We start from the raw sequence: 20,099 nt of genomic DNA, 5'->3' as shown, positions 1-20,099 counted from the left end.
CGCGTGCTCAGTCGCGCAGCAGTACCGGTCGCACGCGCGCGTGGATGTGGTGGATCTTTCCGTCGTCAGCCGGAATGAGGAAGGTCTCCTCGGTGCGGGCACCCACGCGGCGACCCGCGATTCGCGGCTTCGTGACGACGGTGAACGTCGCGTGCACTTCGTCGCCGTCGACGCGGAATTCACGATCGACGATCGCCGAGATGATCCGGAACTGTGGTCCGCCATTCAGGCTGCGGCGCAGATGCGCACCCGAGAAGCCGGTCTTGAGACCGTTCTCGATCCTGATGCAGTCCGGCGCGAAGGGGACGTCGTCGCCGCGATGGCTGACCAGCGCATCGATATAGGACTCCGCAGCGGCGATGCGATCGGTGTCAGAGACTGTGCCCATCGATCGAGCATAGGATGGCGGCCATGCCAAAGTCGCGGCCACGCTTCATGGATACGAAGGCTTCGGACTTCTTCGTCAAACAGATGTCGAGGCTCAACACCTTTATGTATCGCCGCAACAACGGTGAAGGGCTCGGCGGCGAGTTCCAGGGCATCCCGGTGGCCCTGCTGACGACCACCGGGCGCAAGAGCGGCCAACCGCGGGTCAGCCCGCTGTACTTTCACCGCGACGGCGACAAGGTCATCGTCGCCGCGTCGAAGGGCGGCAGCGACAAGCACCCGATGTGGTACCTGAACCTCAAGGCCGATCCCCGCGTCCAGGTGCAGATCAAAAGCGAGGTACTCGACCTGACCGCGCGCGACGCGACCGAAGAGGAACGTGCGACGTACTGGCCACGGCTGGTCGAGATGTACCCGACGTACGAGGATTACCAGTCCTGGACCGACCGCGTGATCCCGTTGGTGGTGTGCGAACCCTGACCGACGACCCGGCCGCTCACGCGCCGTAGACCGGCACGGGGGGACGCGCTTTCGCCAGCAGATCGGCGACCACCGGACCGAGTTCGGCCGGATCCCACCGCGCGCCCTTGTCGACCTGGGGCCCGTGCGCCCAGCCCTCGGCGACCCGGACGATCCCGCCTTCGACCTCGAACATGCGGCCGGTGACATCTTTGGATTCGACGCTTCCCAGCCAGACCACCAGCGGCGAGACGTTCTCGGGCGCCATCGCGTCGAAGTCCTGACCTTGGGTGGCCATCATGTCGGCGAACACGGTCTCGGTCATCCGGGTGCGTGCCGACGGCGCGATCGCGTTGACCGTGACGCCGTAACGACCCATCTCCGCAGCGGCCACCAGGGTCAGGGCCGCGATTCCCGCCTTCGCGGCGCTGTAATTCGCCTGTCCCACACTGCCTTGCAAGCCGGCGCCCGAGCTCGTGTTGATGATCCGGGCATCGACGGGATTGCCGGCCTTGGACTGCGCGCGCCAGTACGCCCCGGCGTGCCGCATGGTGGCGAAGTGCCCCTTGAGGTGCACGGCGATGACGGCGTCGAACTCTTCTTCGCTGGTGTTCGCGAACATCCGGTCGCGGACGATGCCGGCGTTGTTCACCAAGACATCGAGCCCACCGAACGTGTCGACCGCGGTCTGGATCAGGCCCTCGGCCTGGGTCCAGTCGGCGACGTTGGCACCGTTGGCGACAGCTTCCCCTCCGGCTGCGGTGATTTCGTCGACGACGCTTTGCGCGGCGCTACCACCGCCGGCGGGTGACCCGTCGAGTCCCACACCGATGTCGTTGACCACCACGCGGGCGCCCTCGGCGGCGAACGCGAGAGCGTGTGCGCGACCGATGCCGCCGCCGGACCCCGTCACGATGACCACGCGGCCGTCGAGCAATCCCATATTCGTTGTCTCCCTTGACTATTTGATATCGGCAGTGGTGGTTGCGAGGTAGTGCGGCGGCTCGCCGCCGCCGTGCACTTCAAGCGATGCGCCGCTGATGTATGACGCCGCGTCGGAGGCCAGGAATGCCGCCGCCCAACCCACGTCCGCCGGTTTGGCGAGCCGGCCCAGCGGGACGTTGCGCGAGATCGCCGCGATGGAATCCGCATCGCCGTAGAAGAGTTCGGACTGTTCGGTCTCAACCATCCCGACCACGACCGAGTTGACGCGAACCTTCGGCGCCCACTCGACCGCCAACGTGGAGGTGAGGCTTTCCATGCCGGCTTTGGCCGCCCCGTAGGATGCGGTGCCCGGCGTGGGCCTGCGCCCGCTCACGCTCGCGATGTTGATGATCGACCCGCCACGTTCCTGCTTCTGCATCCGCGCATTCGCGTGGGTGGACACCGAAAGCGGCCCCAGAAGATTGAGTTCGACGATCTTGCGGCTGAACTTGGCCGACGACTCCGCGGCGAGCACGTACGGCGATCCGCCGGCATTGTTGATCACCACGTCGATACGACCGTGACGCTCAGCGACGGTCTCGACCAGAGCGGCGACCGCGTCGTCGTCACGCACATCGCAGGCGTGGAACTCGTACGGCAGGCCCTCGACTGGCCGGCGGGCGCACGTGACGACGGTGGCGCCCTGATCGGCGAACACGGCGCTGATGCCGGCGCCGACCCCGCGCACACCGCCGGTCACCAGCACCACCCTGCCGTCGAGGCCGAGGTTCATGTTTTGCAGGTCGGTCACTGTGCTAGCGTACCAAGCAAGTGCTTGCTTTCCTACCGGACCCAGGAAGTGCTCGGGAGCTCAGATGACTATCAACTCGACCATCACCGAACCGGGAATCGTCTCGGTCACCGTCGACTACCCGCCGGTCAACGCGATTCCGTCGCGCGGCTGGTTCGAACTCGCCGACGAGATCACCAAGGCGGGAGCCAATCCGGAAACGCATGTCGTGATCCTGCGCGCCACCGGCCGAGGCTTCAACGCCGGTGTCGACATCAAGGAGATGCAACGCACGGAGGGCTTCACCGCGCTGATCGACGCCAACCGCGGCTGCTATGCGGCGTTCAAGGCGGTCTACGAGTGTGCGGTCCCGGTGGTCGCCGCCGTCAACGGATTCTGCGTCGGGGGCGGCATCGGTTTGGTCGGCAACGCCGACGTCATCGTCGCCTCGGACGACGCGACCTTCGGCCTGCCCGAGGTCGAGCGTGGCGCGCTCGGCGCGGCGACGCACCTGTCGCGTTTGGTGCCCCAGCACATGATGCGCCGGTTGTTCTTCACCGCCGCCACGGTCGATGCGGCGACGCTGCACCACTTCGGCTCGGTGCATGAGGTGGTTCCCCGCGATCAACTCGACGAGGCCGCGCTGCGCGTCGCGCGCGACATCGCCGCCAAGGACACCCGGGTGATCCGGGCGGCCAAGGAGGCGCTGAACTTGATCGACGTACAGAGGGTGAACTCCAGCTACCGCATGGAGCAGGGCTTCACGTTCGAGCTGAACCTCGCAGGCGTGTCAGACGAGCACCGCGACGCGTTCGCCGGCACCGAAAAGGGGTCCAAATGAGCGACAAGAGAACAACTCTCGACGACGCCGTCTCGCAGATTCGCAGTGGGATGACGATCGGAATCGGCGGCTGGGGTTCTCGGCGTAAGCCGATGGCGTTCGTGCGGGCGCTGCTGCGCACTGACGTCACCGACCTCACGGTCGTCACCTACGGCGGACCCGACCTCGGGCTGCTGTGCTCGGCGGGCAAGGTGAAACGTGCCTACTACGGCTTCGTGTCGCTCGACTCGCCGCCGTTCTACGACCCGTGGTTCGCCAAGGCGCGCACCACCCCCGCGATCGAGGCCCGCGAGATGGACGAGGGCATGCTTCGGTGCGGGTTGCAGGCCGCGGCCCAGCGACTGCCGTTTCTCCCGATCCGGGCCGGGCTGGGCAGCGACGTCCGCGCGTTCTGGGGCGACGAGCTGAAGACCGTGCGGTCCCCCTACCCCACCGGCGAGGCCTACGAAGAACTCGTCGCGATGCCCGCGCTCACGTTGGACGCCGCGTTCGTCCACATGAATCTCGGCGACGCTGCGGGCAATGCTGCCTACACCGGCATCGACCCCTACTTCGACGATCTGTACCTGATGGCGGCCGAACGCCGGTTCCTGTCGGTCGAGCAAGTGGTTCCGACCGACGAACTGGTCAAGGCCGTTCCGCCGCAGGCACTTCTGATCAACCGGATGATGGTCGACGCCGTCGTCGAGGCACCCAACGGTGCGCACTTCACGACGGCCGAGCCTGACTACCGTCGCGACGAGAAGTTCCAGCGCCACTACGCCGAAGCGGCAAAATCCGACGAGTCGTGGCAGGAGTTCGTGCAGACCTATCTGTCCGGCACCGAGGCCGACTACCAGGCTGCGGTGCGCAAGCTGCAGGAGGATCAATGATGTCGGTATCCCGTGCCGAAGTGTGCGCAGTCGCCTGCGCCGAGTTGTTCCGCGACGCCGGTGAGATCATGGTCAGCCCGATGACGACCATGGTCTCGATCGGCGCCCGACTGGCCCGGCTGACCTTCTCCCCCGACATCCTGCTGACCGACGGTGAGGCGCGCCTGCTCGCCGACACGCCCGCACTCGGCGCCGCAGGGGCGATCGAAGGTTGGATGCCGTTCGGTCGGGTCTTCGAGACGCTGGCCTGGGGTCGGCGCCATGTGGTCATGGGCGCCAACCAGATCGACCGCTACGGCAACCAGAACCTGTCGGCGTTCGGGCCGCTGCAGCATCCGACCCGCCAGATGTTCGGTGTGCGCGGGGCACCGGGCAACACCATCAACCACGCGACGAGTTACTGGGTGGGCAACCACTCGACGCGCGTGTTCGGTGAATCCGTCGACATCGTCTCCGGTATCGGTTGGGACAAAATCGATCCCGACAACCCGGCGTACCGGTTCGTCAACGTGTACCGGGTGATCACGAACCTCGGTGTGTTCGACTTCAACGGTCCCGATCATCAGATGCGGGCCGTGTCACTGCATCCCGGTATCGAGCCCGAACAGGTCGCCGAGAACACCTCGTTCGAGGTGCACGGGCTGGACTCCGCCGAGCAGACCCGGCTCCCCACCGACGACGAGCAGAGGCTGATCCGCGAGGTGATCGACCCCAAGGGACTGCGGGACAAGGAAATTCGGTGAGCACGCCGGGTAAGCCGACACTTCGCACACCGCTGACCGAGCTCATCGGTATCGAACATCCAGTGGTCCAGACCGGCATGGGCTGGGTCGCGGGCGCACGGCTGGTCTCGGCGACGTCGAACGCCGGCGGCCTGGGAATCCTCGCGTCGGCGACCATGACGCTCGAGGAACTGCAGACGGCGGTCACCAAGGTCAAAAGCACCACAGACAAGCCTTTCGGCATCAACATCCGTGCCGACGCGGGAGATGCCGGAGAACGCATCGACCTGTTGATTCGCGAGGGCGTCAAGGTCGCCTCATTCGCCCTGGCTCCCAAACCCGATCTGATCGCCAAGCTCAAAGACGCCGGCGTCGTGGTGATTCCATCGGTCGGCCTAGCCAAGCACGCCAAGAAGGTGGCGGGCTGGGGCGCCGACGCGGTGATCGTGCAGGGCGGTGAAGGCGGCGGCCACACGGGGCCGATCGCGACGACATTGTTGTTGCCGTCGGTGCTGGACGCTGTCGAGATCCCGGTCATTGCGGCCGGTGGCTTCTTCGACGGCCGCGGGCTGGCGGCGGCGCTGTCCTACGGCGCGGCCGGAGTTGCGATGGGCACCCGATTCCTGCTGACGTCGGACTCCACGGTGCCGGATGCGGTCAAGCGCCGCTACCTGGAATCGGGCTTGGACGGCACCGTCGTATCGACCCGTGTCGACGGGATGCCGCACCGCGTGCTGCGCACCGGCCTGGTCGAGAAGCTGGAGAGCGGATCACGACTTCGGGGATTCTCCGCGGCCGTCCGAAACGCGCAGAAGTTCAAGAAGATGTCGGGTATGACATGGCGGTCGATGATCCGCGACGGCCTGGCAATGCGGCACGGCAAGGAGTTGACCTGGTCGCAGGTGGTCATGGCCGCCAACACCCCGATGTTGCTCAAAGCCGGTCTGGTCGAGGGCAATACGGACGCGGGGGTACTGGCCTCCGGCCAGGTCGCAGGCATCCTGGACGATCTGCCGTCGTGTGCGGAACTGATCGAGACGATCGTTGCCGATGCGGTCAAGCACCTGCGACAAGCCAGCGGCTACATCGAGTGAAGGATATCACTTAATTCTGTAGTAGTGAAGCTATAATCTTCATGTGTCAGCACTGAAGCGATCCCCTTCACCGCGCTCGCGCGCCACATTGATCGGCGACGTGATCGGCTCGCGCCACGTAGCCGATCGCGCCGCCACGCATCGCGCACTCGACAAGGCGCTCGCCGACGCCGGCGGCGACGCCATCGACGCACCCGCATTCACGGTCGGTGATGAGTTCCAGGGCAGCTATCGAACGGTCGGCGCGGCGATCGAAGCGGCGTTCGTCATTCGGCTGGCCGTCGCGCCCGGGATCGACGTTCGATTCGGTGTCGGCTGGGGTTCAGTGACCGTATTGGATGCGAACTCCGGCATCCAGGACGGGCCGGGATGGTGGGCTGCCCGCGAAGCGATCGAGTGGACCGCCTCCGCGCAACGCCAACCGGGGCTGGCCTTGGTGCGCACGTCGTTTCGGGCCGAAGGCGAGAGCCGCCGCGACCTCAACGCGATCAACGCCGCGCTGCTGTGTCGGGACCATCTGATTGGATCGCTCGATGACCGCTCATTGAGGATTGTGAAGGGACTGTTGACCGGCAAGACCAAGAAGGACATCGCGGCGGACGAGGGCATCAGCGCGTCGGCGGTATCCCAACGCGCGGGCCGCGACGGGTTGGACCTCATCCTGCTCGCGGCGCAGTATCTGCGGGACGTGCCATGAGCGCGGTCGCGGTGCTGCTGATCGCGATCGGTGTCGCCGATGTCCTTCGGCGGCTCGTCGATCGCGTGTGGCTATCCGCCGCGGCGGCACCCCTGGTCGTGATCGGTTGCGCGGCGATGGCCGGGTTGTGGCGGCGGGGCGACATCGTGCTGCTCGTCGTGGCGGCGGTGGCCGGCGTCGGCTGGGTGGTGCTGAGCGCGCGAGCCGAACGCACCGGACGCCGACAGATCGCCCCGCTGGTCGTGTTCGGCGGTGCGCTCGGGGTGCTGATCCTGCTCTCGGGCTGGGGTTCGGAGGTGGCAGGTGTGGCGGCGCGGTGGCCGGACTGGGTCGGCATCGCGGTGTCCCCCGACCGGCTCTTGATGATCGTCGGTGTGATGCTGATGCAACTCGTAACCGGGAATCAGTTGGTGCGCTTGGTGCTTGGCTCTGTCGGCTCGGTCAAACCGACGGGCGAGCCGCAGGCCTCTGACCGGTTGAAGGGCGGGCGGCTCCTCGGTCCGATGGAGCGGGTGCTCATCCTCGGGCTGGGCCTGGCAGGCCAGCTCGCCGCGGCCACGGCCGTCGTCGCCGCCAAGAGCATCATCCGATTCCCGGAGATCAACGCTCAGAAGGCACGCGAAAACGGAGGAATCGGAATCGACGAAGTGACCGAGTACTTCCTCGTCGGCAGCTTCGCCAGCTGGATCGTCGCGCTCGGCGGCCTGGCTCTCGCGCACTGAACAGTAAGCCTTTCGATTCGCCCGTAATCCGGCCCCACGTTTCCTACACTCGCGCCCATGAAGACCAACGCCGCCGTTCTGTGGGGACTCAACGAGCCGTGGAGCATCGAGGAGATCGACCTCGATGGCCCAAAGGAGGGCGAGGTCCTCATCTCCTTCGAGGCCACCGGGCTGTGCCACTCGGACCACCATGTCGTCACGGGTGATTTCGCCGATGTGCCGCTGCCGATCATCGGTGGCCACGAGGGCGCGGGCGTCGTCGTGGAAGTCGGTCCCGGCGTGCGCGACCTCAACGTTGGTGACCACGTCGTCACGTCGTTCCTGCCGGCGTGCGGACGCTGCCGTTGGTGCGCCAGCGGACATCAGAACCTGTGTGACCTCGGCGCGCTGATCCTGATTGGCCTGCAGGCCGACGGCACATACCGACGCAAGGTCCGCGGTCAGGACGTCGGCGTCTTGTCGGGCATCGGCAGCTTCTCGCAGTTCGGCACGCTGTCGGAGGCATCGGTCGTCAAGATCGACGACGATCTGCCACTGGCCCGGGCCTGCCTGTTGGGCTGCGGGGTGATGACGGGGTGGGGTTCGGCCGTCAACACCGCAGACGTCAGCCCCGGTGACACGGTCGTTATCATCGGGTGCGGCGGGATCGGCAGCGGCGCAATTCAAGGTGCGCGGCTGGCCGGAGCGGAACACATCGTGGTCGTCGACCTCGTAGAGAGCAAGCGGGAGAAAGCTTTCGGGTTCGGCGCCACCCACTTCGTGACCTCCATGCCGGAGGCGATGGAACTGGTCGCCGAGCTCACCCGCGGCGTGATGGCCGACTCCGCGCTGCTGACCATGGGCGTGCTCGAAGGGCGGATGATCGACGAGGCGCTCAACATCATCCGCAAGGGCGGTGCGGTTGTGATGACGGCGATCGCGTCGATGGCCGACGTCACGCCGACGCTGTCGATGGCGATGATGACGCTGTTCCAGAAGCGCCTGCTGGGCAGCCTCTACGGCGAGGCCAATCCGCGCGCCGACATCCCGCGGCTCCTCAACCTCTACCGCGACGGCAAGCTTCTGCTCGACGAAACCGTCACTGCCGAATACAAACTCAACGACATCAACGAGGGTTACGACGACATGCTCGCGGGGCGCAACATCCGCGGCGTGATCATCCACGACCACTGACGTGATGTCGGAGGCATAGTGCGCTGGCTGTCGCATGTGCGGTCGGTGCTGAGCACCGAGATTCACGCCGTCCGCAATCGCAAGCTGGACCTCAATCCCGCCGATCTCACGCGATTCACGGTCCCGTTGGTCCTGGGTTTGGCGGGTGCGGTGGCGTTCGGCGCCGTGCCGCTGATCGTCATTCGCAGTAGCGTCAGCACTGACGACGTGCTGGTTCCGCTTCTGGGATCGCTGGCCCTGACGGCTGTGGGCACGGCTGTGATGACGTGGTTGATCGCCATCGTGGTGTCCGGTCTCGTGCTGGTGGTCGTGTATCGAACCGCGCCGGCTACGGCGTCACGGTTGGTGATTCGTACCGTCGTCGACTCGTTCGACCGCGTCAGCGATACGGCCGCGCGCCTGGCGACGCTCGCATTGGTGGCCGGCCTCATCGCCCTGGCGATCGGGCTGCCGACGCGGCCCGACGACGAGCTGGCGCATCCGGTGGTCAACGACCTGCTCACCGCGCAGATCGGAGTGCTCCTGGCTGCGCTCGGCGTTGCCTACCTTGCCGAGACCGTGCGCTGCGCCGCCGAACTGGTCGACAGACAATCATTGCTGCTGGCATGGCCGTGGTCGCTTGGGATCTCCTGTGCCAGCTGGATTATCGCGACCAGCGTCGGGCCGTTCCAGACCTCCCGCATGCTGGCGGTCCTGCTCAACGAGTGGCTGCCGGCCGACGTGAACGGAACGCCACGAGCGGAAGTGATCGCCGATCTACTGCCGGCCGGTGCGAACTGGTGGGCGGCCTTCGCACTGTTGCCCGTGATCGCCGTGGTGTGGGCGCTCGGTGCGCACCGCCATGACGGGTTTGCGGCGATGCGAGAGCTCGTCGAGGGCGACAGTGCGAGGCCGCGGGAGGCCTAGAGGCGCTCGATGATCGTGACGTTGGCGGTGCCGCCGCCTTCGCACATCGTCTGCAGGCCGTAGCGACCGCCGGTGCGCTCCAACGTGTTCAGCATCGTCGCGAACAACTTCGCACCCGTCGCACCCAGCGGATGACCGAGCGCGATCGCGCCGCCGCTGGGGTTGACCTTCGCGGGGTCTGCGCCGGTCTCCTTGAGCCAGGCCATCACGACCGGCGCGAAGGCTTCGTTGATCTCGACGGTGTCGATGTCCTCGATCGACAGGCCCGTCTTCTTCAACGCGTACTCCGTTGCCGGAATCGGCCCGGTCAACATGAACACCGGGTCGGCGCCGCGGGCGCTGATGTGGTGGATGCGGGCGCGGGGCTTGAGTCCGTGGTCCTTGACGGCCTGCTCGGAGGCCAGCAGCACCGCACTGGCGCCGTCGGAGATCTGGCTGGCCATCGCGGCGGTCAGCCGGCCGCCGTCGACGAGGGTCTTGAGGCCGGCCATCTTCTCCAGCGAGGTGTCGCGAGGACCCTCGTCGGTGGCGAACCCGTCGACCGCAATGATCTCGTTCTCGAAGTAACCGGAGCGGATCGCCTCTTGTGCCCGTTCGTGGCTCGTCAGCGAGTACTGCTCCATCTCCTCGCGCGAAATGTCCCACTTTTCCGCGATCAGCTCGGCGCCGCGGAACTGTGAGATCTCCTGATCGCCGTAGCGGTGCAGCCAGCTCTTGGACTCGTTTGTCGGCGAGGTGAAGCCGAACTGCTCGGCCACGGTCATCGCCGACGAGATCGGGATCTGGCTCATATTCTGCATGCCGCCGGCGACGATGAGGTCGGCCGTTCCAGACATGATCGCTTGTGCACCAAAGGAAACGGCCTGCTGGCTGGACCCGCACTGTCGGTCGACGGTGACGCCCGGCACCTCTTCCGGGTAGCCGGCCGCCAGCCACGACAGCCGGGCGATGTTGCCGGCCTGCGGACCGATCGCGTCAACGCAACCGGCGATGACATCGTCGACCGCGCCGGGATCCACTTCGACGCGGTCGAACAGGCCCCGCCATGCGGCAGCGCCCAGATCCACGGGATGCACACCGGCCAGCGATCCGTTGCGCTTGCCGACTGCGGTGCGAACCGCGTCGATGACGTAAGCCTGCGATGTTGGAGTCATGGTTTCCTCATTTTTTCGTGATGCCACCAAGAACGATAGCGAGATACTGACGGCCGACCTCTTCGGCTGTGAGCGGTCCGCCCGGCTGATACCAGCGGACTGAAACCCAGGTGGTGTCGCGGATGAACCGGTACACCAGATCAACGTCGATGTCGGGCCGGAAGTAGCCCTCTTCGACACCCTGGTTGAGCAGGTCCAGCCACATCTTGCGTTGTTCTTTGTTGCGCTGCTCCACGTAGGAGAACCGCTCCTGCCCGGACAACCGCTTGGCCTCGTCCTGATAGATGACGACCTGCGCGTGCCGGTGCTCGATCGCCTCGAACGAGGTCATGAACAGACCCTTGAGGCGCTCCAGCGGGTTGGGTTCGGTGTCGACGATCTCCTGGTAGCGCGTGAACAACCAGTCGAGGAAGCCCCGCAGGACTTCGTCGACCATTTCTTCCTTCGATGAGAAGTGGTGATACAGGCTGCCTGAGAGGATGCCCGCGGAGTCGGCGATATCGCGCACCGTCGTCGCGCGCAGGCCTCGCTCGGCGAACATCGTCGCGGCGAGCTCGAGTAGCTCGGCGCGGCGTGTCGGCGGCTGACTCGCCGGCTGCTTCTGTGGCACCTGATCCACCGACACATGATATCAACCAAGCGCTTGCTTGGCTACTTGCGTCCCGGTTGGCGAGCCGGTTGGTATGGGCGCCATCGTCTTATTCAGCGCCTTCTCCCTCGGATATCGCGATGCGTTGGCCCACCGACCCATCGCGGCCGGACAGAAAGTGCAGCTCGCCCTGGTGACCGTGCTGACCCTGGGCGTCATCGCGATGGTGTATCTGGGATCCTACAAAGCCGGCGCGTCGGGCTGTCGACGGTCGGACTACCACCTAGGCCCGTTGACTCGACACCGAAATCACTTCTCCAGTCAGATAACTGGAGTAGTCACTGGCCAAGAATGCGATCGTCGCGGCGACCTCCCACGGCTCGGCCGCGCGGCCGAACGCCTCGCCCTCCGACAACCGGTCCAACAGATCCGCGCTGCTGGTCTTCTCGAGGAACTTGTGCCGCGCGATGCTCGGTGAGACCGCATTGATTCGCACCCCGTACTCGACGGCCTCGATCGCACTGCACCGAGTCAGCGCCATCACCCCGGCCTTGGCTGCGGCGTAGTGCGACTGTGAATGCTGTGCGCGCCAACCCAACACGCTGGCGTTGTTGACGATCACGCCGCCGTGGTCGGCGTCGCGGAAGTACCGCAACGCCGCCCGCGTCGCACGCATCACCGACGTCAGCGTGACGTTGAGGACGCGGTCCCACTCTTCGTCTGTCATGTCGACGACGGGGGTCTGCCCGCCGAGGCCGGCATTGTTGACCATGACGTCCAGTCGGCCCATCCGCGCCGTCGTAGATGCGATCAACGCATCCACCTGTGCGGTGGAGGTCACGTCGCATACGACACTTTCGACCCGCCCCAACCCGAGTTCGAGCAACTGATCGCGGGCCTCGCCGAGGCGCCGCTCGTGATGGTCGGAGACAACCACGTCGGCGCCCTCGAGCAGCGCCCGGCGTGCCACCGCGGCCCCGATGCCGGTGCCCGCAGCCGCCGTCACGACGACCACCTTGCCGGTCAGCAGGCCGTGTCCCTCAATCTCTTTCGGGGCTTCTGACAGGTTCACGAAGGCCTGACCTCTCGGGGGAGACCGAGCACCCGCTCGGCGATGATGTTGCGCTGCACCTCGTTGGACCCGCCGTAGATCGTGTCCGCCCGCGAGAACAGGTACAGCCGCTGCCACTCACTGAAGTCGCCGTCGGTCAGCGTCAGACCCTCGCGGCCGAGCACGTCCATCGCGATCTCGCCGAGCTCGCGATGCCAGTTGGCCCACAACAGCTTCGAAACGTTGTCTTGACCCGGCTGCTCGACGTCCATGGTCGCCAGTGCGTACGACCGCATCGTCCGCAGGCCGGCCCACGACCGCGCCAATCGCTCCCTGACCAACGGATCATCCGCTGCGCCAGTGCGTTTCGCCAACTCCGCCACACCGGAGAGCTCGCGGGCGTACTCGATCTGCTGGCCCAGCGTCGACACCCCGCGCTCGAACGTCAGCGTGCCCATCGCGACCCGCCAGCCGTCACCCGGTTCGCCGACCACCAGCGACGCATCCGTGCGGGCGTCGTCGAAGAAAACCTCGTTGAACTCCGAGTCGCCGGTCAGCTGCACGATGGGGCGAATCTCCACGCCCGGTTGATCCAGCGGCACCAGCAGATACGACAGACCGGCGTGCCGCTTGGAGCCCTTCTCTGTGCGGGCGACGACGAAGCACCACTGCGCCCAGTGCGCGAGCGAGGTCCACACCTTCTGCCCGTTGACCACCCACTGGTCGCCGTCGAGTTCGGCGGTCGTGGACACGTTGGCGAGGTCGCTGCCGGCACCCGGTTCGGAGTAGCCCTGGCACCACAACTCGGTCACGTCGAGGATCTTCGGCAGGAAGCGCTTCTGCTGCTCGGGGGTGCCGTACGCGATTAACGTCGGTCCCAGCAACTCCTCACCGAAGTGGTTGACCTTCGCAGGAGCGTTCGCAATCGCGTACTCCTCGTAGAACGCCACCCGGTGCGCCACCGACAGACCGCGACCGCCGTGCTCTTCGGGCCAGCCCAGGCATGTCAGTCCGGCCGCCGCCAGATGCTGGTTCCACGCTCGGCGTTCCTCGAATGCTTCGTGTTCTCGGCCCGGCCCGCCGAGGCCCTTGAGTGCGGCGTACTCCCCGACGAGGTTGTCGGCGAGCCAGTCGCGGACCTCGGCCCGGAACTCCTCGACCTCAATCACCCTTGTAGGCTAACCTACCAAGCACTTGCTTTGTTAGAGGAGCAGCGATGAGTTCGGATCCAAGGACCATTCCCCAGGTCTTGGACCACATTGCCGACCGATTCGCCGACCACCCGGCCCTGTTGACCGAGGACCGGACGTTCACGTTCGCCCAGCTGCGCGACGAGGTCCGCCGGGCGGCCGCAGCCATGATCGACCTCGGCATCTACGCCGGTGACCGCGTCGCGATCTGGTCCCCCAACACCTGGCACTGGGTGGTCGCCTGCCTGGCCACCCACTACGCGGGCGGCGTCGTCGTACCTCTCAACACCCGCTACACCGCCAGCGAGGCCACCGACATCCTCTCGCGCACCGGCGCCCCGCTGCTGTTCGCATCGGGTGAGTTCCTCGGCGCCGACAAAGCCGCCTCCATCGACCGCGACGCCCTGCCGCAGCTACACCACGTGGTCCGGGTGCCGATCGAGAAGCACGATGGCACCTGGGACGAGTTCCTCACCCGCGGCACCGACCTCGGCGCGGTGGATGCGCGTGCCGACGCGGTGGAACCCGACGACGTCTCCGACATCCTGTTCACCTCCGGCACCACCGGCCGCAGCAAGGGCGTGCTGTGCGCGCACCGCCAGTCGCTCGACGCCCCGGCGGCGTGGGCCGAGTGCGGCCGACTGACGAGCGACGACCGTTACCTGTGCATCAACCCGTTCTTCCACAACTTCGGCTACAAAGCGGGCATCCTGGCCTGCCTGCAGACCGGCGCCACGCTGATCCCGCAGCTGACGTTCGATCCCGAGAAGACGATGTCCGCCGTGCAGGAGCACCGCATCACCGTGTTGCCGGGGCCGCCGACGATCTATCAGACGCTGCTCGACCATCCCAATCGCGCCGACTTTGACCTGACCTCGCTGCGGTTCGCCGTCACCGGCGCGGCGACCATCCCGGTGGTGTTGATCGAGCGGATGCAAACCGAACTGGACATCGACATCGTGCTGACCGCCTACGGCCTCACCGAGGCGAGTGGGTTCGGAACGATGTGCCGTCCCGACGACGACGCCGTCACCGTGGCCACCACATCGGGCCGCCCGATCGCGGATTTCGAACTGCGCATCGACAGCCCGGGCGAGGACGACGCGGGCGAGGTGCTGTTGCGTGGACCGAATGTCATGCTGGGCTACCTCGACGACCCCGACGCCACCGCGGCGGCCATCGATTCCGACGGCTGGCTGCACACCGGCGACGTAGGCACCGTCGACGACAACGGCAACCTGCGCATCACCGACCGCCTCAAGGACATGTACATCTGCGGCGGGTTTAACGTCTACCCCGCCGAGATCGAGCAGGTGCTCGCGCGACTGGACGGCGTCGCGGAATCCGCGGTGATCGGCGTGCCCGACGTACGGCTCGGTGAGGTGGGCAAGGCCTATATCGTGGTCAAGCCCGGCGCCGAACTCGACGAGGAAACCGTAATCGCTTACACCCGGGAGCATCTGGCGAACTTCAAGACTCCCCGCTCGGTCGAGTTTCTCGATGCGCTGCCGCGAAACCCCGGGGGCAAGGTAGTCAAACCGCTGCTGCGTGAGAGGGCTGGATCTTCCTGATGGACCTGAATATCGACGACGCGACGCGAGAGTTCCAGGCCGAGGTGCGCGAGTTCCTGGCCGAGAACAAGGACCGCTTCCCGACTAAGTCGTACGACACCGCCGAAGGTTTCGAACAGCACCGACGCTGGGACAAGGTGCTCTACGACGCCGGGCTGTCCGTGATCACCTGGCCGGAGAAATACGGGGGCCGCGACGCCAGCCTGCTGCAGTGGGTGGTGTACGAAGAAGAGTACTTCCGCGCCGGGGCTCCCGGCCGCGCCAGCGCCAACGGCACGTCGATGCTGGCGCCGACTCTGTTCGCCCACGGCACCACCGAACAGCTCGACCGCATCCTGCCGAAAATGGCGAGCGGTGAGGAGATCTGGGCGCAGGCCTGGTCGGAACCCGAGTCGGGTAGCGACCTGGCGTCGCTGCGGTCGACGGCCACCAGCACCGACGGCGGCTGGCTGCTCAACGGGCAGAAGATCTGGAGTTCACGCGCGCCGTTCGGGGAACGCGCCTTCGGGCTGTTCCGCTCCGACCCCGAGGCCGAACGCCACCGCGGCCTCACGTACTTCATGTTCGACCTCAAGGCCGACGGCGTCACGGTCCGCCCCATCGCGCAACTCGGCGGTGACACCGGTTTCGGTGAGATCTTCCTCGACGACGTGTTCGTGCCCGACAACGACGTCATCGGCGAGGTGCACGAGGGCTGGCGCGCCGCGATGAGCACGTCGAGCAATGAGCGCGGCATGTCGTTGCGAAGCCCGGCTCGCTTCATTGCCCCCGCCGAACGGCTTGTCGCGCAATGGAAAGAGAACCCCGACCCCGCTTACGCCGACCGCGTGGCCGATGCCTGGATCAAGGCCCAGGCCTACCGCCTGCACACATTCGGCACCGTGACGCGCGTCGCCGCAGGCGGCGAATTGGGCGCCGAGTCGAGTGTGACGAAGGTGTTCTGGTCCGACCTCGACGTCGCCATCCACCAGACCGCCCTGGACATGCGCGGTCCCGACGCCGAGCTCGCCGACAACTGGACCGAAGGCTTGCTGTTCTCGCTCGGCGGACCGATCTACGCCGGAACCAACGAGATTCAGCGCAACATCATCGCCGAGCGCCTGCTGGGCCTGCCGCGAAAGTAACCACATGAACTTCGAATTGGACGAACAGCAGCGCGATTTCGCCGCCAGCATCGACGCCGCACTGAGTGCGGCCGACCTGCCGGGCGCGGTTCGCGCGTGGGCCGCCGGGGACACGTCACCGGGCCGCAAGGTGTGGGCGCAGCTGACCGACCTCGGCGTCACGGCGCTTCTGGTGCCCGAGAAGTACGACGGCATCGAGGCTCATCCGGTCGACCTGGTGGTCGCCATCGAGCGACTCGGCCGGTGGTGCGTTCCCGGCCCGGTGGTCGAATCCATCGCGGTCGCGCCGATCCTGCTCGCCGACGACGAGCGTTGCGCCGGCTTGGCTTCCGGCGAGCTGATCGCGACCGTCGCCCTGCCGCCACAGGTGCCGAGGGCTGTCGACGCCGACACCGCGGGGCTCATCCTCGTGGCCGACGATGGTGAAGTACATGACGGCGCCGCGGGAGCCGAGCACGAATCGGTCGACCCGAGCCGAAAGCTGTTCGACGTCAACACGTCAGGCGATGGCAGACCAGCCGACGTGGCCCGCGCCTATGAGTTCGGCGTGCTCGCCACCGCGGCCCAACTGGTGGGCGCGAGCCAGGCGATGCTGGACACGTCGGTCGAATACGCCAAGCAGCGCAGCCAGTTCGGCAAGGTCATCGGCACCTACCAGGCGATCAAGCACAAACTCGCCGACGTGCACATCGCGGTGGAGTTGGCCCGACCGCTGGTGTACGGCGCGGCCCTATCGCTTGCCGACGGATCCGCCGACACGGCGCGCGATGTCAGCGCCGCCAAGGCCGCGGCCAGCGACGCCGCACTGCTGGCGGCCCGCTCGGCACTGCAGACACATGGCGCGATCGGATTCACCCAGGAGCACGACCTGTCGTTGTGGCTGTTGCGTGCGCAGGCGCTGCGCTCGGCGTGGGGGGATCCCGCTGTCCACCGTCGGCGCGTACTGGAGGCCCTCTGATGAGTGAAGAACGCCAACTGCTACGCGAGACCGTCGCCGCGCTGGTCGACAAGCACGCGTCGCCCGCCGCGGTGCGCGAGGCGATGGAATCCGAACGCGGATACGACGAATCGCTGTGGACGCTGCTGTGCGAGCAGGTCGGTGCGGCGGCGCTTGTGGTGCCCGAGGAGCTGGGCGGCGCGGGCGGTGAGCTTGCCGATGCGGCGGTCGTGCTCGAGGAGCTCGGCAAGGCACTGGTTCCGACTCCCCTGTTGGGGACCACTCTCGCCGAGCTCGCACTACTGGCCGGCGACGAGCCGGACACCGAAGCGCTCGAGGGTATGGCCGAGGGCGCCATCGTCGGCACGGTGGTCTTCGACCCCGACTATGTGATCAACGGCGACATTGCCGACGTGGTGATCGGGGCGGACGGCGACCTGTTGGCCCGGTGGACCGAGTTCACCGCGACGCGCCTGGATGCGATGGACCTGACCCGCCGGCTGGCGCGCGTCGAGGTCCAACAGAGCACCGACATCGGCTCGGATCCGGGACTGGCCGACACCGCTGCGTTGCTGATGGCCGCCGAGCAGATCGGCGCGGCGTCGCGGTGCCTCGACCTGACGGTGCAGTACACGAAGGACCGGGTGCAGTTCGGCAGGCCCATTGGCAGTTTCCAGGCGCTCAAGCACCGGATGGCCGACTTGTACGTCGCGGTTCAGTCCGCGCGTGCCGTCGTCGACGAGGCGATCGCCGCGCCGTCACCGACCTCGGCTGCGCTGGCCCGGTTCTCGGCGAGCGAGGCGTTCACCAACGTCGCCGCCGAAGCCGTCCAGATGCACGGCGGCATCGCGATCACCTGGGAGCACGACATTCAGCTGTATTTCAAGCGCGCGCACGGCAGTGCCCAGTTGCTCGGTGCTCCGCGCGATCATCTGCGCCGCCTCGAATCCGAAGTGTTCTAGCGTTGGCTGTCGAGCTTCCGACGTAGGCTCGCGGCAATGTTGAGCTTCGTCGTGGATCAGAACCTCGGCTTGCCCGCCTGCGACGAGCCGTGGACCACACTTCTCGCCGCGGAGGGGATCTCCGCAGCCGAGAGCACCGACCTCGCCGGCATCGACCGGGCGCTGGCGCAACATCAGCCGGACATCGCCTATGTCCCGGCACCCAGCTTGCACCGCTTGCTCCGAAGCGGTGATCACCATTACCGGGGATTGGCGATCGCAACATCGAAGTTCACCGGTGAGCCCCGCCAGACCAGCGTGCTCGTCGTCCGACGCGACGACGCTGCTAGCGGACTGGACGACCTGGCCGGAGCGCAATGCGGTTACATCAACACTTCATGCACATCGAGCTACTTCGCTCCCGCCATTCTGTTCACCGGCCAGCGGAAACTCGCGATGCATTTCGTTGCGGTTCCCCCCTGGCAGGGACAGATCGATGCCGTTGTCTCCGGGCGAGTTCGGGCGACGATGGTCCTCGAAGATGTATGGAAGATGACACCCGAGAACGCGTCGACGACCAGGATCGTCGCTCGATACGACAACTGTAGGCCTCCGGTCGTCCTCGTCAAAGAAGCAGTCGACAACGCCTCCTGTGCAACGCTTCTCGACGCTTTGCTCACCTGGGTGCCCGACTGGAGCGGCGTGTACGGCGCCCTCAAACCGTTTTACTACGCCGACGTGCACGGGTTCTTCCACGATCTCGACCAGCTGACGGAATGCCCCCGATGAGCGTCGCACTGCGCGCAGGGATCCCCCCGTTCTACGTCATGGACGTCTGGCTGGCCGCCGCCGAGCGGCAGCGCAGTCACGGCGACCTGGTCAACCTGTCCGCGGGCCAACCGAGCGCGGGCGCTCCCGCAGCCGTGCGGGCAGCGGCCAAGGAGGCACTGGAGACCACCGTCCTCGGCTATACCGTCGCGCTCGGGATCCCGGAGCTGCGCGCAGCAATCGCCCATTCGTACCTGGATCGGCATGGCCTGCAGGTGGACCCGGAAGACGTGGTCATCACCACGGGCTCGTCGGGTGGCTTTCTGCTGGCGTTCCTGGCCTGCTTCGACGTCGGTGACCGCGTCGCGATCGCCAGCCCCGGATACCCCTGTTACCGCAACATCCTCTCCGCGCTGGGTTGTGAGGTCGTGGAGATACCCTGCGGCCCCGCGACCCGTTTTCAGCCGACGGTGCAGATGCTCGCGGAACTCGACCCGGCCGTACAGGGTGTCATCGTGGCGAGCCCCGCCAACCCGACAGGCACGGTGATTCCGCCGGACGAGCTCGCTGCGATCGCTTCGTGGTGCGCGTCGCGCGATGTCCGGCTGATCAGCGACGAGGTGTACCACGGGCTGGTCTACGAGGGTGCTCCCGCCGTCAGCTGCGCCTGGGCGACATCACGGGATTCGATTGTGGTGAACAGCTTCTCGAAATACTTCGCGATGACCGGCTGGCGGCTCGGCTGGCTTCTGGTGCCGAAGGAACTGCAGCGGGCGGTCGACCGTCTCACCGGAAACTTCACGATCTGCCCGCCGACACTGCCGCAGTATGCCGCGATCGCGGCGTTCACCCCGGAGTCGATCGCGGAGTCCGACGCGCTGCTGCACCACTACGCCGCCAACCGGCAGATGCTGCTCGACGGCCTGCGCGCCCTCGGCATCGATCGCCTGGCCCCAACCGACGGAGCGTTCTACGTGTACGCCGACGTGTCGCATCTGACATCGGATTCGCTGTCGTTCTGTTCGAAGCTGCTCGCCGACACCGGAGTTGCGATCGCACCGGGCATCGACTTCGACCCGGCCCGCGGTGGATCCTTCGTCCGGTTGTCGTTCGCCGGGCCGGCGGGCGACATCACCGAGGCGCTACGGCGAATCGGCAGCTGGCTGGGTCAACTGCAGCATTAGCAT

22 protein-coding genes are annotated in these 20,099 nt (G+C 66.5%); 15 read left to right on the top strand and 7 right to left on the bottom strand.

Annotated features, from left to right (window positions below):
* Positions 1-7: 7 nt before the first annotated feature.
* Positions 8-388, bottom strand: coding sequence for a DUF8021 domain-containing protein (locus CEX88_RS14750; RefSeq protein WP_066841124.1), 381 nt, complete (start codon positions 386-388; stop codon positions 8-10).
* Between the two features lie 23 nt (positions 389-411).
* Between CEX88_RS14750 and CEX88_RS14745 the strand changes: the two genes are divergently transcribed.
* Positions 412-867, top strand: coding sequence for a nitroreductase family deazaflavin-dependent oxidoreductase (locus CEX88_RS14745; protein WP_094294097.1), 456 nt, complete (start codon positions 412-414; stop codon positions 865-867).
* 16 nt (positions 868-883) lie between these two features.
* On the opposite strand, the gene CEX88_RS14740 is transcribed toward CEX88_RS14745, so the two are convergent.
* On the bottom strand, positions 884-1,789 hold the full coding sequence (locus CEX88_RS14740; RefSeq protein ID WP_094294025.1) for an SDR family oxidoreductase: 906 nt from the start codon (positions 1,787-1,789) through the stop codon (positions 884-886).
* 18 nt (positions 1,790-1,807) lie between these two features.
* Positions 1,808-2,563, bottom strand: coding sequence for an SDR family oxidoreductase (locus tag CEX88_RS14735; RefSeq protein ID WP_094294096.1), 756 nt, complete (start codon positions 2,561-2,563; stop codon positions 1,808-1,810).
* An 82-nt stretch (positions 2,564-2,645) separates the two neighbouring features.
* On the opposite strand from CEX88_RS14735, the gene echA20 reads away from it, so the two are divergent.
* The 8 genes from echA20 to CEX88_RS14695 are packed head-to-tail and all read left to right on the top strand — an operon-like array spanning position 2,646 to position 9,587.
* Complete coding sequence (gene echA20 / locus CEX88_RS14730) at positions 2,646-3,401, top strand: (7aS)-7a-methyl-1,5-dioxo-2,3,5,6,7,7a-hexahydro-1H-indene-carboxyl-CoA hydrolase (protein ID WP_094294024.1); 756 nt, start codon at positions 2,646-2,648, stop codon at positions 3,399-3,401.
* Positions 3,398-4,273 (top strand): cholesterol ring-cleaving hydrolase subunit IpdA, encoded by an 876-nt coding sequence (ipdA, locus tag CEX88_RS14725; protein ID WP_094294023.1) that lies wholly within the window; start codon positions 3,398-3,400, stop codon positions 4,271-4,273. The genes echA20 and ipdA overlap by 4 nt, the downstream gene beginning before the upstream one ends.
* Positions 4,270-5,016, top strand: a complete 747-nt coding sequence (gene ipdB / locus CEX88_RS14720; protein WP_064419314.1) for a cholesterol ring-cleaving hydrolase subunit IpdB — start codon at positions 4,270-4,272, stop codon at positions 5,014-5,016. The genes ipdA and ipdB overlap by 4 nt, the downstream gene beginning before the upstream one ends.
* Entirely contained in the window at positions 5,013-6,089 is a 1,077-nt protein-coding gene (gene ipdC / locus CEX88_RS14715) for a (3aS,4S,5R,7aS)-5-hydroxy-7a-methyl-1-oxo-octahydro-1H-indene-4-carboxyl-CoA dehydrogenase (protein ID WP_094294022.1), read from the top strand. The genes ipdB and ipdC overlap by 4 nt, the downstream gene beginning before the upstream one ends.
* 43 nt (positions 6,090-6,132) lie before the next feature.
* Positions 6,133-6,786, top strand: a complete 654-nt coding sequence (locus CEX88_RS14710) for a SatD family protein (RefSeq protein ID WP_094294021.1) — start codon at positions 6,133-6,135, stop codon at positions 6,784-6,786.
* Positions 6,783-7,508: a hypothetical protein gene (locus tag CEX88_RS14705; RefSeq protein WP_066841135.1), complete on the top strand. Its 726-nt coding sequence runs from the start codon at positions 6,783-6,785 to the stop codon at positions 7,506-7,508. Before CEX88_RS14710 ends, CEX88_RS14705 begins: the two co-directional genes overlap by 4 nt.
* Before the next feature lie 57 nt (positions 7,509-7,565).
* Positions 7,566-8,681: an NDMA-dependent alcohol dehydrogenase gene (locus tag CEX88_RS14700; RefSeq protein ID WP_066841136.1), complete on the top strand. Its 1,116-nt coding sequence runs from the start codon at positions 7,566-7,568 to the stop codon at positions 8,679-8,681.
* Positions 8,682-8,699: 18 nt separating this feature from the next.
* Positions 8,700-9,587: a hypothetical protein gene (locus CEX88_RS14695; protein ID WP_094294020.1), complete on the top strand. Its 888-nt coding sequence runs from the start codon at positions 8,700-8,702 to the stop codon at positions 9,585-9,587.
* Here CEX88_RS14695 and fadA6 read toward each other — a convergent pair.
* The 4 genes from fadA6 to ipdE1 all read right to left on the bottom strand — a co-directional run bounded on the left by fadA6 (position 9,584) and on the right by ipdE1 (position 13,550).
* Positions 9,584-10,741: a steroid 3-ketoacyl-CoA thiolase FadA6 gene (gene fadA6 / locus CEX88_RS14690; RefSeq protein WP_066841141.1), complete on the bottom strand. Its 1,158-nt coding sequence runs from the start codon at positions 10,739-10,741 to the stop codon at positions 9,584-9,586. The two genes, CEX88_RS14695 and fadA6, sit on opposite strands and share 4 nt — an antisense overlap.
* Positions 10,742-10,748: 7 nt before the next feature.
* Positions 10,749-11,351 (bottom strand): TetR family transcriptional regulator KstR2, encoded by a 603-nt coding sequence (gene kstR2 / locus CEX88_RS14685; RefSeq protein ID WP_082961544.1) that lies wholly within the window; start codon positions 11,349-11,351, stop codon positions 10,749-10,751.
* A gap of 262 nt (positions 11,352-11,613) precedes the next feature.
* Positions 11,614-12,402 (bottom strand): (5R,7aS)-5-hydroxy-7a-methyl-1-oxo-2,3,5,6,7,7a-hexahydro-1H-indene-carboxyl-CoA reductase, encoded by a 789-nt coding sequence (gene ipdF / locus CEX88_RS14680; RefSeq protein ID WP_066841145.1) that lies wholly within the window; start codon positions 12,400-12,402, stop codon positions 11,614-11,616.
* A complete protein-coding gene (ipdE1, locus tag CEX88_RS14675; RefSeq protein ID WP_066841147.1) occupies positions 12,399-13,550 on the bottom strand; it encodes an acyl-CoA dehydrogenase IpdE1 in 1,152 nt (383 codons plus the stop codon). The genes ipdF and ipdE1 overlap by 4 nt, the downstream gene beginning before the upstream one ends.
* 47 nt (positions 13,551-13,597) lie before the next feature.
* Here ipdE1 and fadD3 point away from each other — a divergent pair, with 47 nt between their 5' ends.
* The 6 genes from fadD3 to CEX88_RS14645 are packed head-to-tail and all read left to right on the top strand — an operon-like array spanning position 13,598 to position 20,096.
* The gene (gene fadD3, locus CEX88_RS14670) at positions 13,598-15,142 is read left to right on the top strand and encodes a 3-((3aS,4S,7aS)-7a-methyl-1,5-dioxo-octahydro-1H-inden-4-yl)propanoate--CoA ligase FadD3 (RefSeq protein WP_094294019.1); all 1,545 of its coding nucleotides are present in this window, start codon (positions 13,598-13,600) and stop codon (positions 15,140-15,142) included.
* Positions 15,142-16,266, top strand: a complete 1,125-nt coding sequence (locus CEX88_RS14665) for an acyl-CoA dehydrogenase family protein (RefSeq protein WP_094294018.1) — start codon at positions 15,142-15,144, stop codon at positions 16,264-16,266. The genes fadD3 and CEX88_RS14665 overlap by 1 nt, the downstream gene beginning before the upstream one ends.
* A 4-nt stretch (positions 16,267-16,270) precedes the next feature.
* Positions 16,271-17,224 (top strand): acyl-CoA dehydrogenase family protein, encoded by a 954-nt coding sequence (locus CEX88_RS14660; protein ID WP_094294017.1) that lies wholly within the window; start codon positions 16,271-16,273, stop codon positions 17,222-17,224.
* Complete coding sequence (gene ipdE2, locus CEX88_RS14655; RefSeq protein WP_094294016.1) at positions 17,224-18,165, top strand: acyl-CoA dehydrogenase IpdE2; 942 nt, start codon at positions 17,224-17,226, stop codon at positions 18,163-18,165. The genes CEX88_RS14660 and ipdE2 overlap by 1 nt, the downstream gene beginning before the upstream one ends.
* Before the next feature lie 36 nt (positions 18,166-18,201).
* On the top strand, positions 18,202-18,933 hold the full coding sequence (locus tag CEX88_RS14650; protein WP_094294015.1) for a PhnD/SsuA/transferrin family substrate-binding protein: 732 nt from the start codon (positions 18,202-18,204) through the stop codon (positions 18,931-18,933).
* Entirely contained in the window at positions 18,930-20,096 is a 1,167-nt protein-coding gene (locus tag CEX88_RS14645; RefSeq protein WP_094294014.1) for a pyridoxal phosphate-dependent aminotransferase, read from the top strand. The genes CEX88_RS14650 and CEX88_RS14645 overlap by 4 nt, the downstream gene beginning before the upstream one ends.
* Positions 20,097-20,099: the final 3 nt, after the last annotated feature.

The organism is Mycobacterium neumannii (genome assembly GCF_002245615.1).
Classification (GTDB): Bacteria; Actinomycetota; Actinomycetes; order Mycobacteriales; family Mycobacteriaceae; genus Mycobacterium; species Mycobacterium neumannii_A.
The sequence above is the reverse complement of the archived record's forward strand: the minus strand, read 5'-3'. Positions and strand labels throughout refer to the sequence as shown.

Bases quoted from the DNA above. Each gene is read 5' to 3' on its own strand.
- CEX88_RS14750 (WP_066841124.1), bottom strand. From the start codon at position 388: ATGGGCACAGTCTCTGACACCGATCGCATCGCCGCTGCGGAGTCCTAT.
- CEX88_RS14745 (WP_094294097.1), top strand. From the start codon at position 412: ATGCCAAAGTCGCGGCCACGCTTCATGGATACGAAGGCTTCGGACTTC.
- CEX88_RS14740 (WP_094294025.1), bottom strand. From the start codon at position 1,789: ATGGGATTGCTCGACGGCCGCGTGGTCATCGTGACGGGGTCCGGCGGC.
- CEX88_RS14735 (WP_094294096.1), bottom strand. From the start codon at position 2,563: ATGAACCTCGGCCTCGACGGCAGGGTGGTGCTGGTGACCGGCGGTGTG.
- echA20 (WP_094294024.1), top strand. From the start codon at position 2,646: ATGACTATCAACTCGACCATCACCGAACCGGGAATCGTCTCGGTCACC.
- ipdA (WP_094294023.1), top strand. From the start codon at position 3,398: ATGAGCGACAAGAGAACAACTCTCGACGACGCCGTCTCGCAGATTCGC.
- ipdB (WP_064419314.1), top strand. From the start codon at position 4,270: ATGATGTCGGTATCCCGTGCCGAAGTGTGCGCAGTCGCCTGCGCCGAG.
- CEX88_RS14705 (WP_066841135.1), top strand. From the start codon at position 6,783: ATGAGCGCGGTCGCGGTGCTGCTGATCGCGATCGGTGTCGCCGATGTC.
- CEX88_RS14700 (WP_066841136.1), top strand. From the start codon at position 7,566: ATGAAGACCAACGCCGCCGTTCTGTGGGGACTCAACGAGCCGTGGAGC.
- fadA6 (WP_066841141.1), bottom strand. From the start codon at position 10,741: ATGACTCCAACATCGCAGGCTTACGTCATCGACGCGGTTCGCACCGCA.
- fadD3 (WP_094294019.1), top strand. From the start codon at position 13,598: ATGAGTTCGGATCCAAGGACCATTCCCCAGGTCTTGGACCACATTGCC.
- CEX88_RS14665 (WP_094294018.1), top strand. From the start codon at position 15,142: ATGGACCTGAATATCGACGACGCGACGCGAGAGTTCCAGGCCGAGGTG.
- CEX88_RS14660 (WP_094294017.1), top strand. From the start codon at position 16,271: ATGAACTTCGAATTGGACGAACAGCAGCGCGATTTCGCCGCCAGCATC.
- ipdE2 (WP_094294016.1), top strand. From the start codon at position 17,224: ATGAGTGAAGAACGCCAACTGCTACGCGAGACCGTCGCCGCGCTGGTC.
- CEX88_RS14650 (WP_094294015.1), top strand. From the start codon at position 18,202: ATGTTGAGCTTCGTCGTGGATCAGAACCTCGGCTTGCCCGCCTGCGAC.
- CEX88_RS14645 (WP_094294014.1), top strand. From the start codon at position 18,930: ATGAGCGTCGCACTGCGCGCAGGGATCCCCCCGTTCTACGTCATGGAC.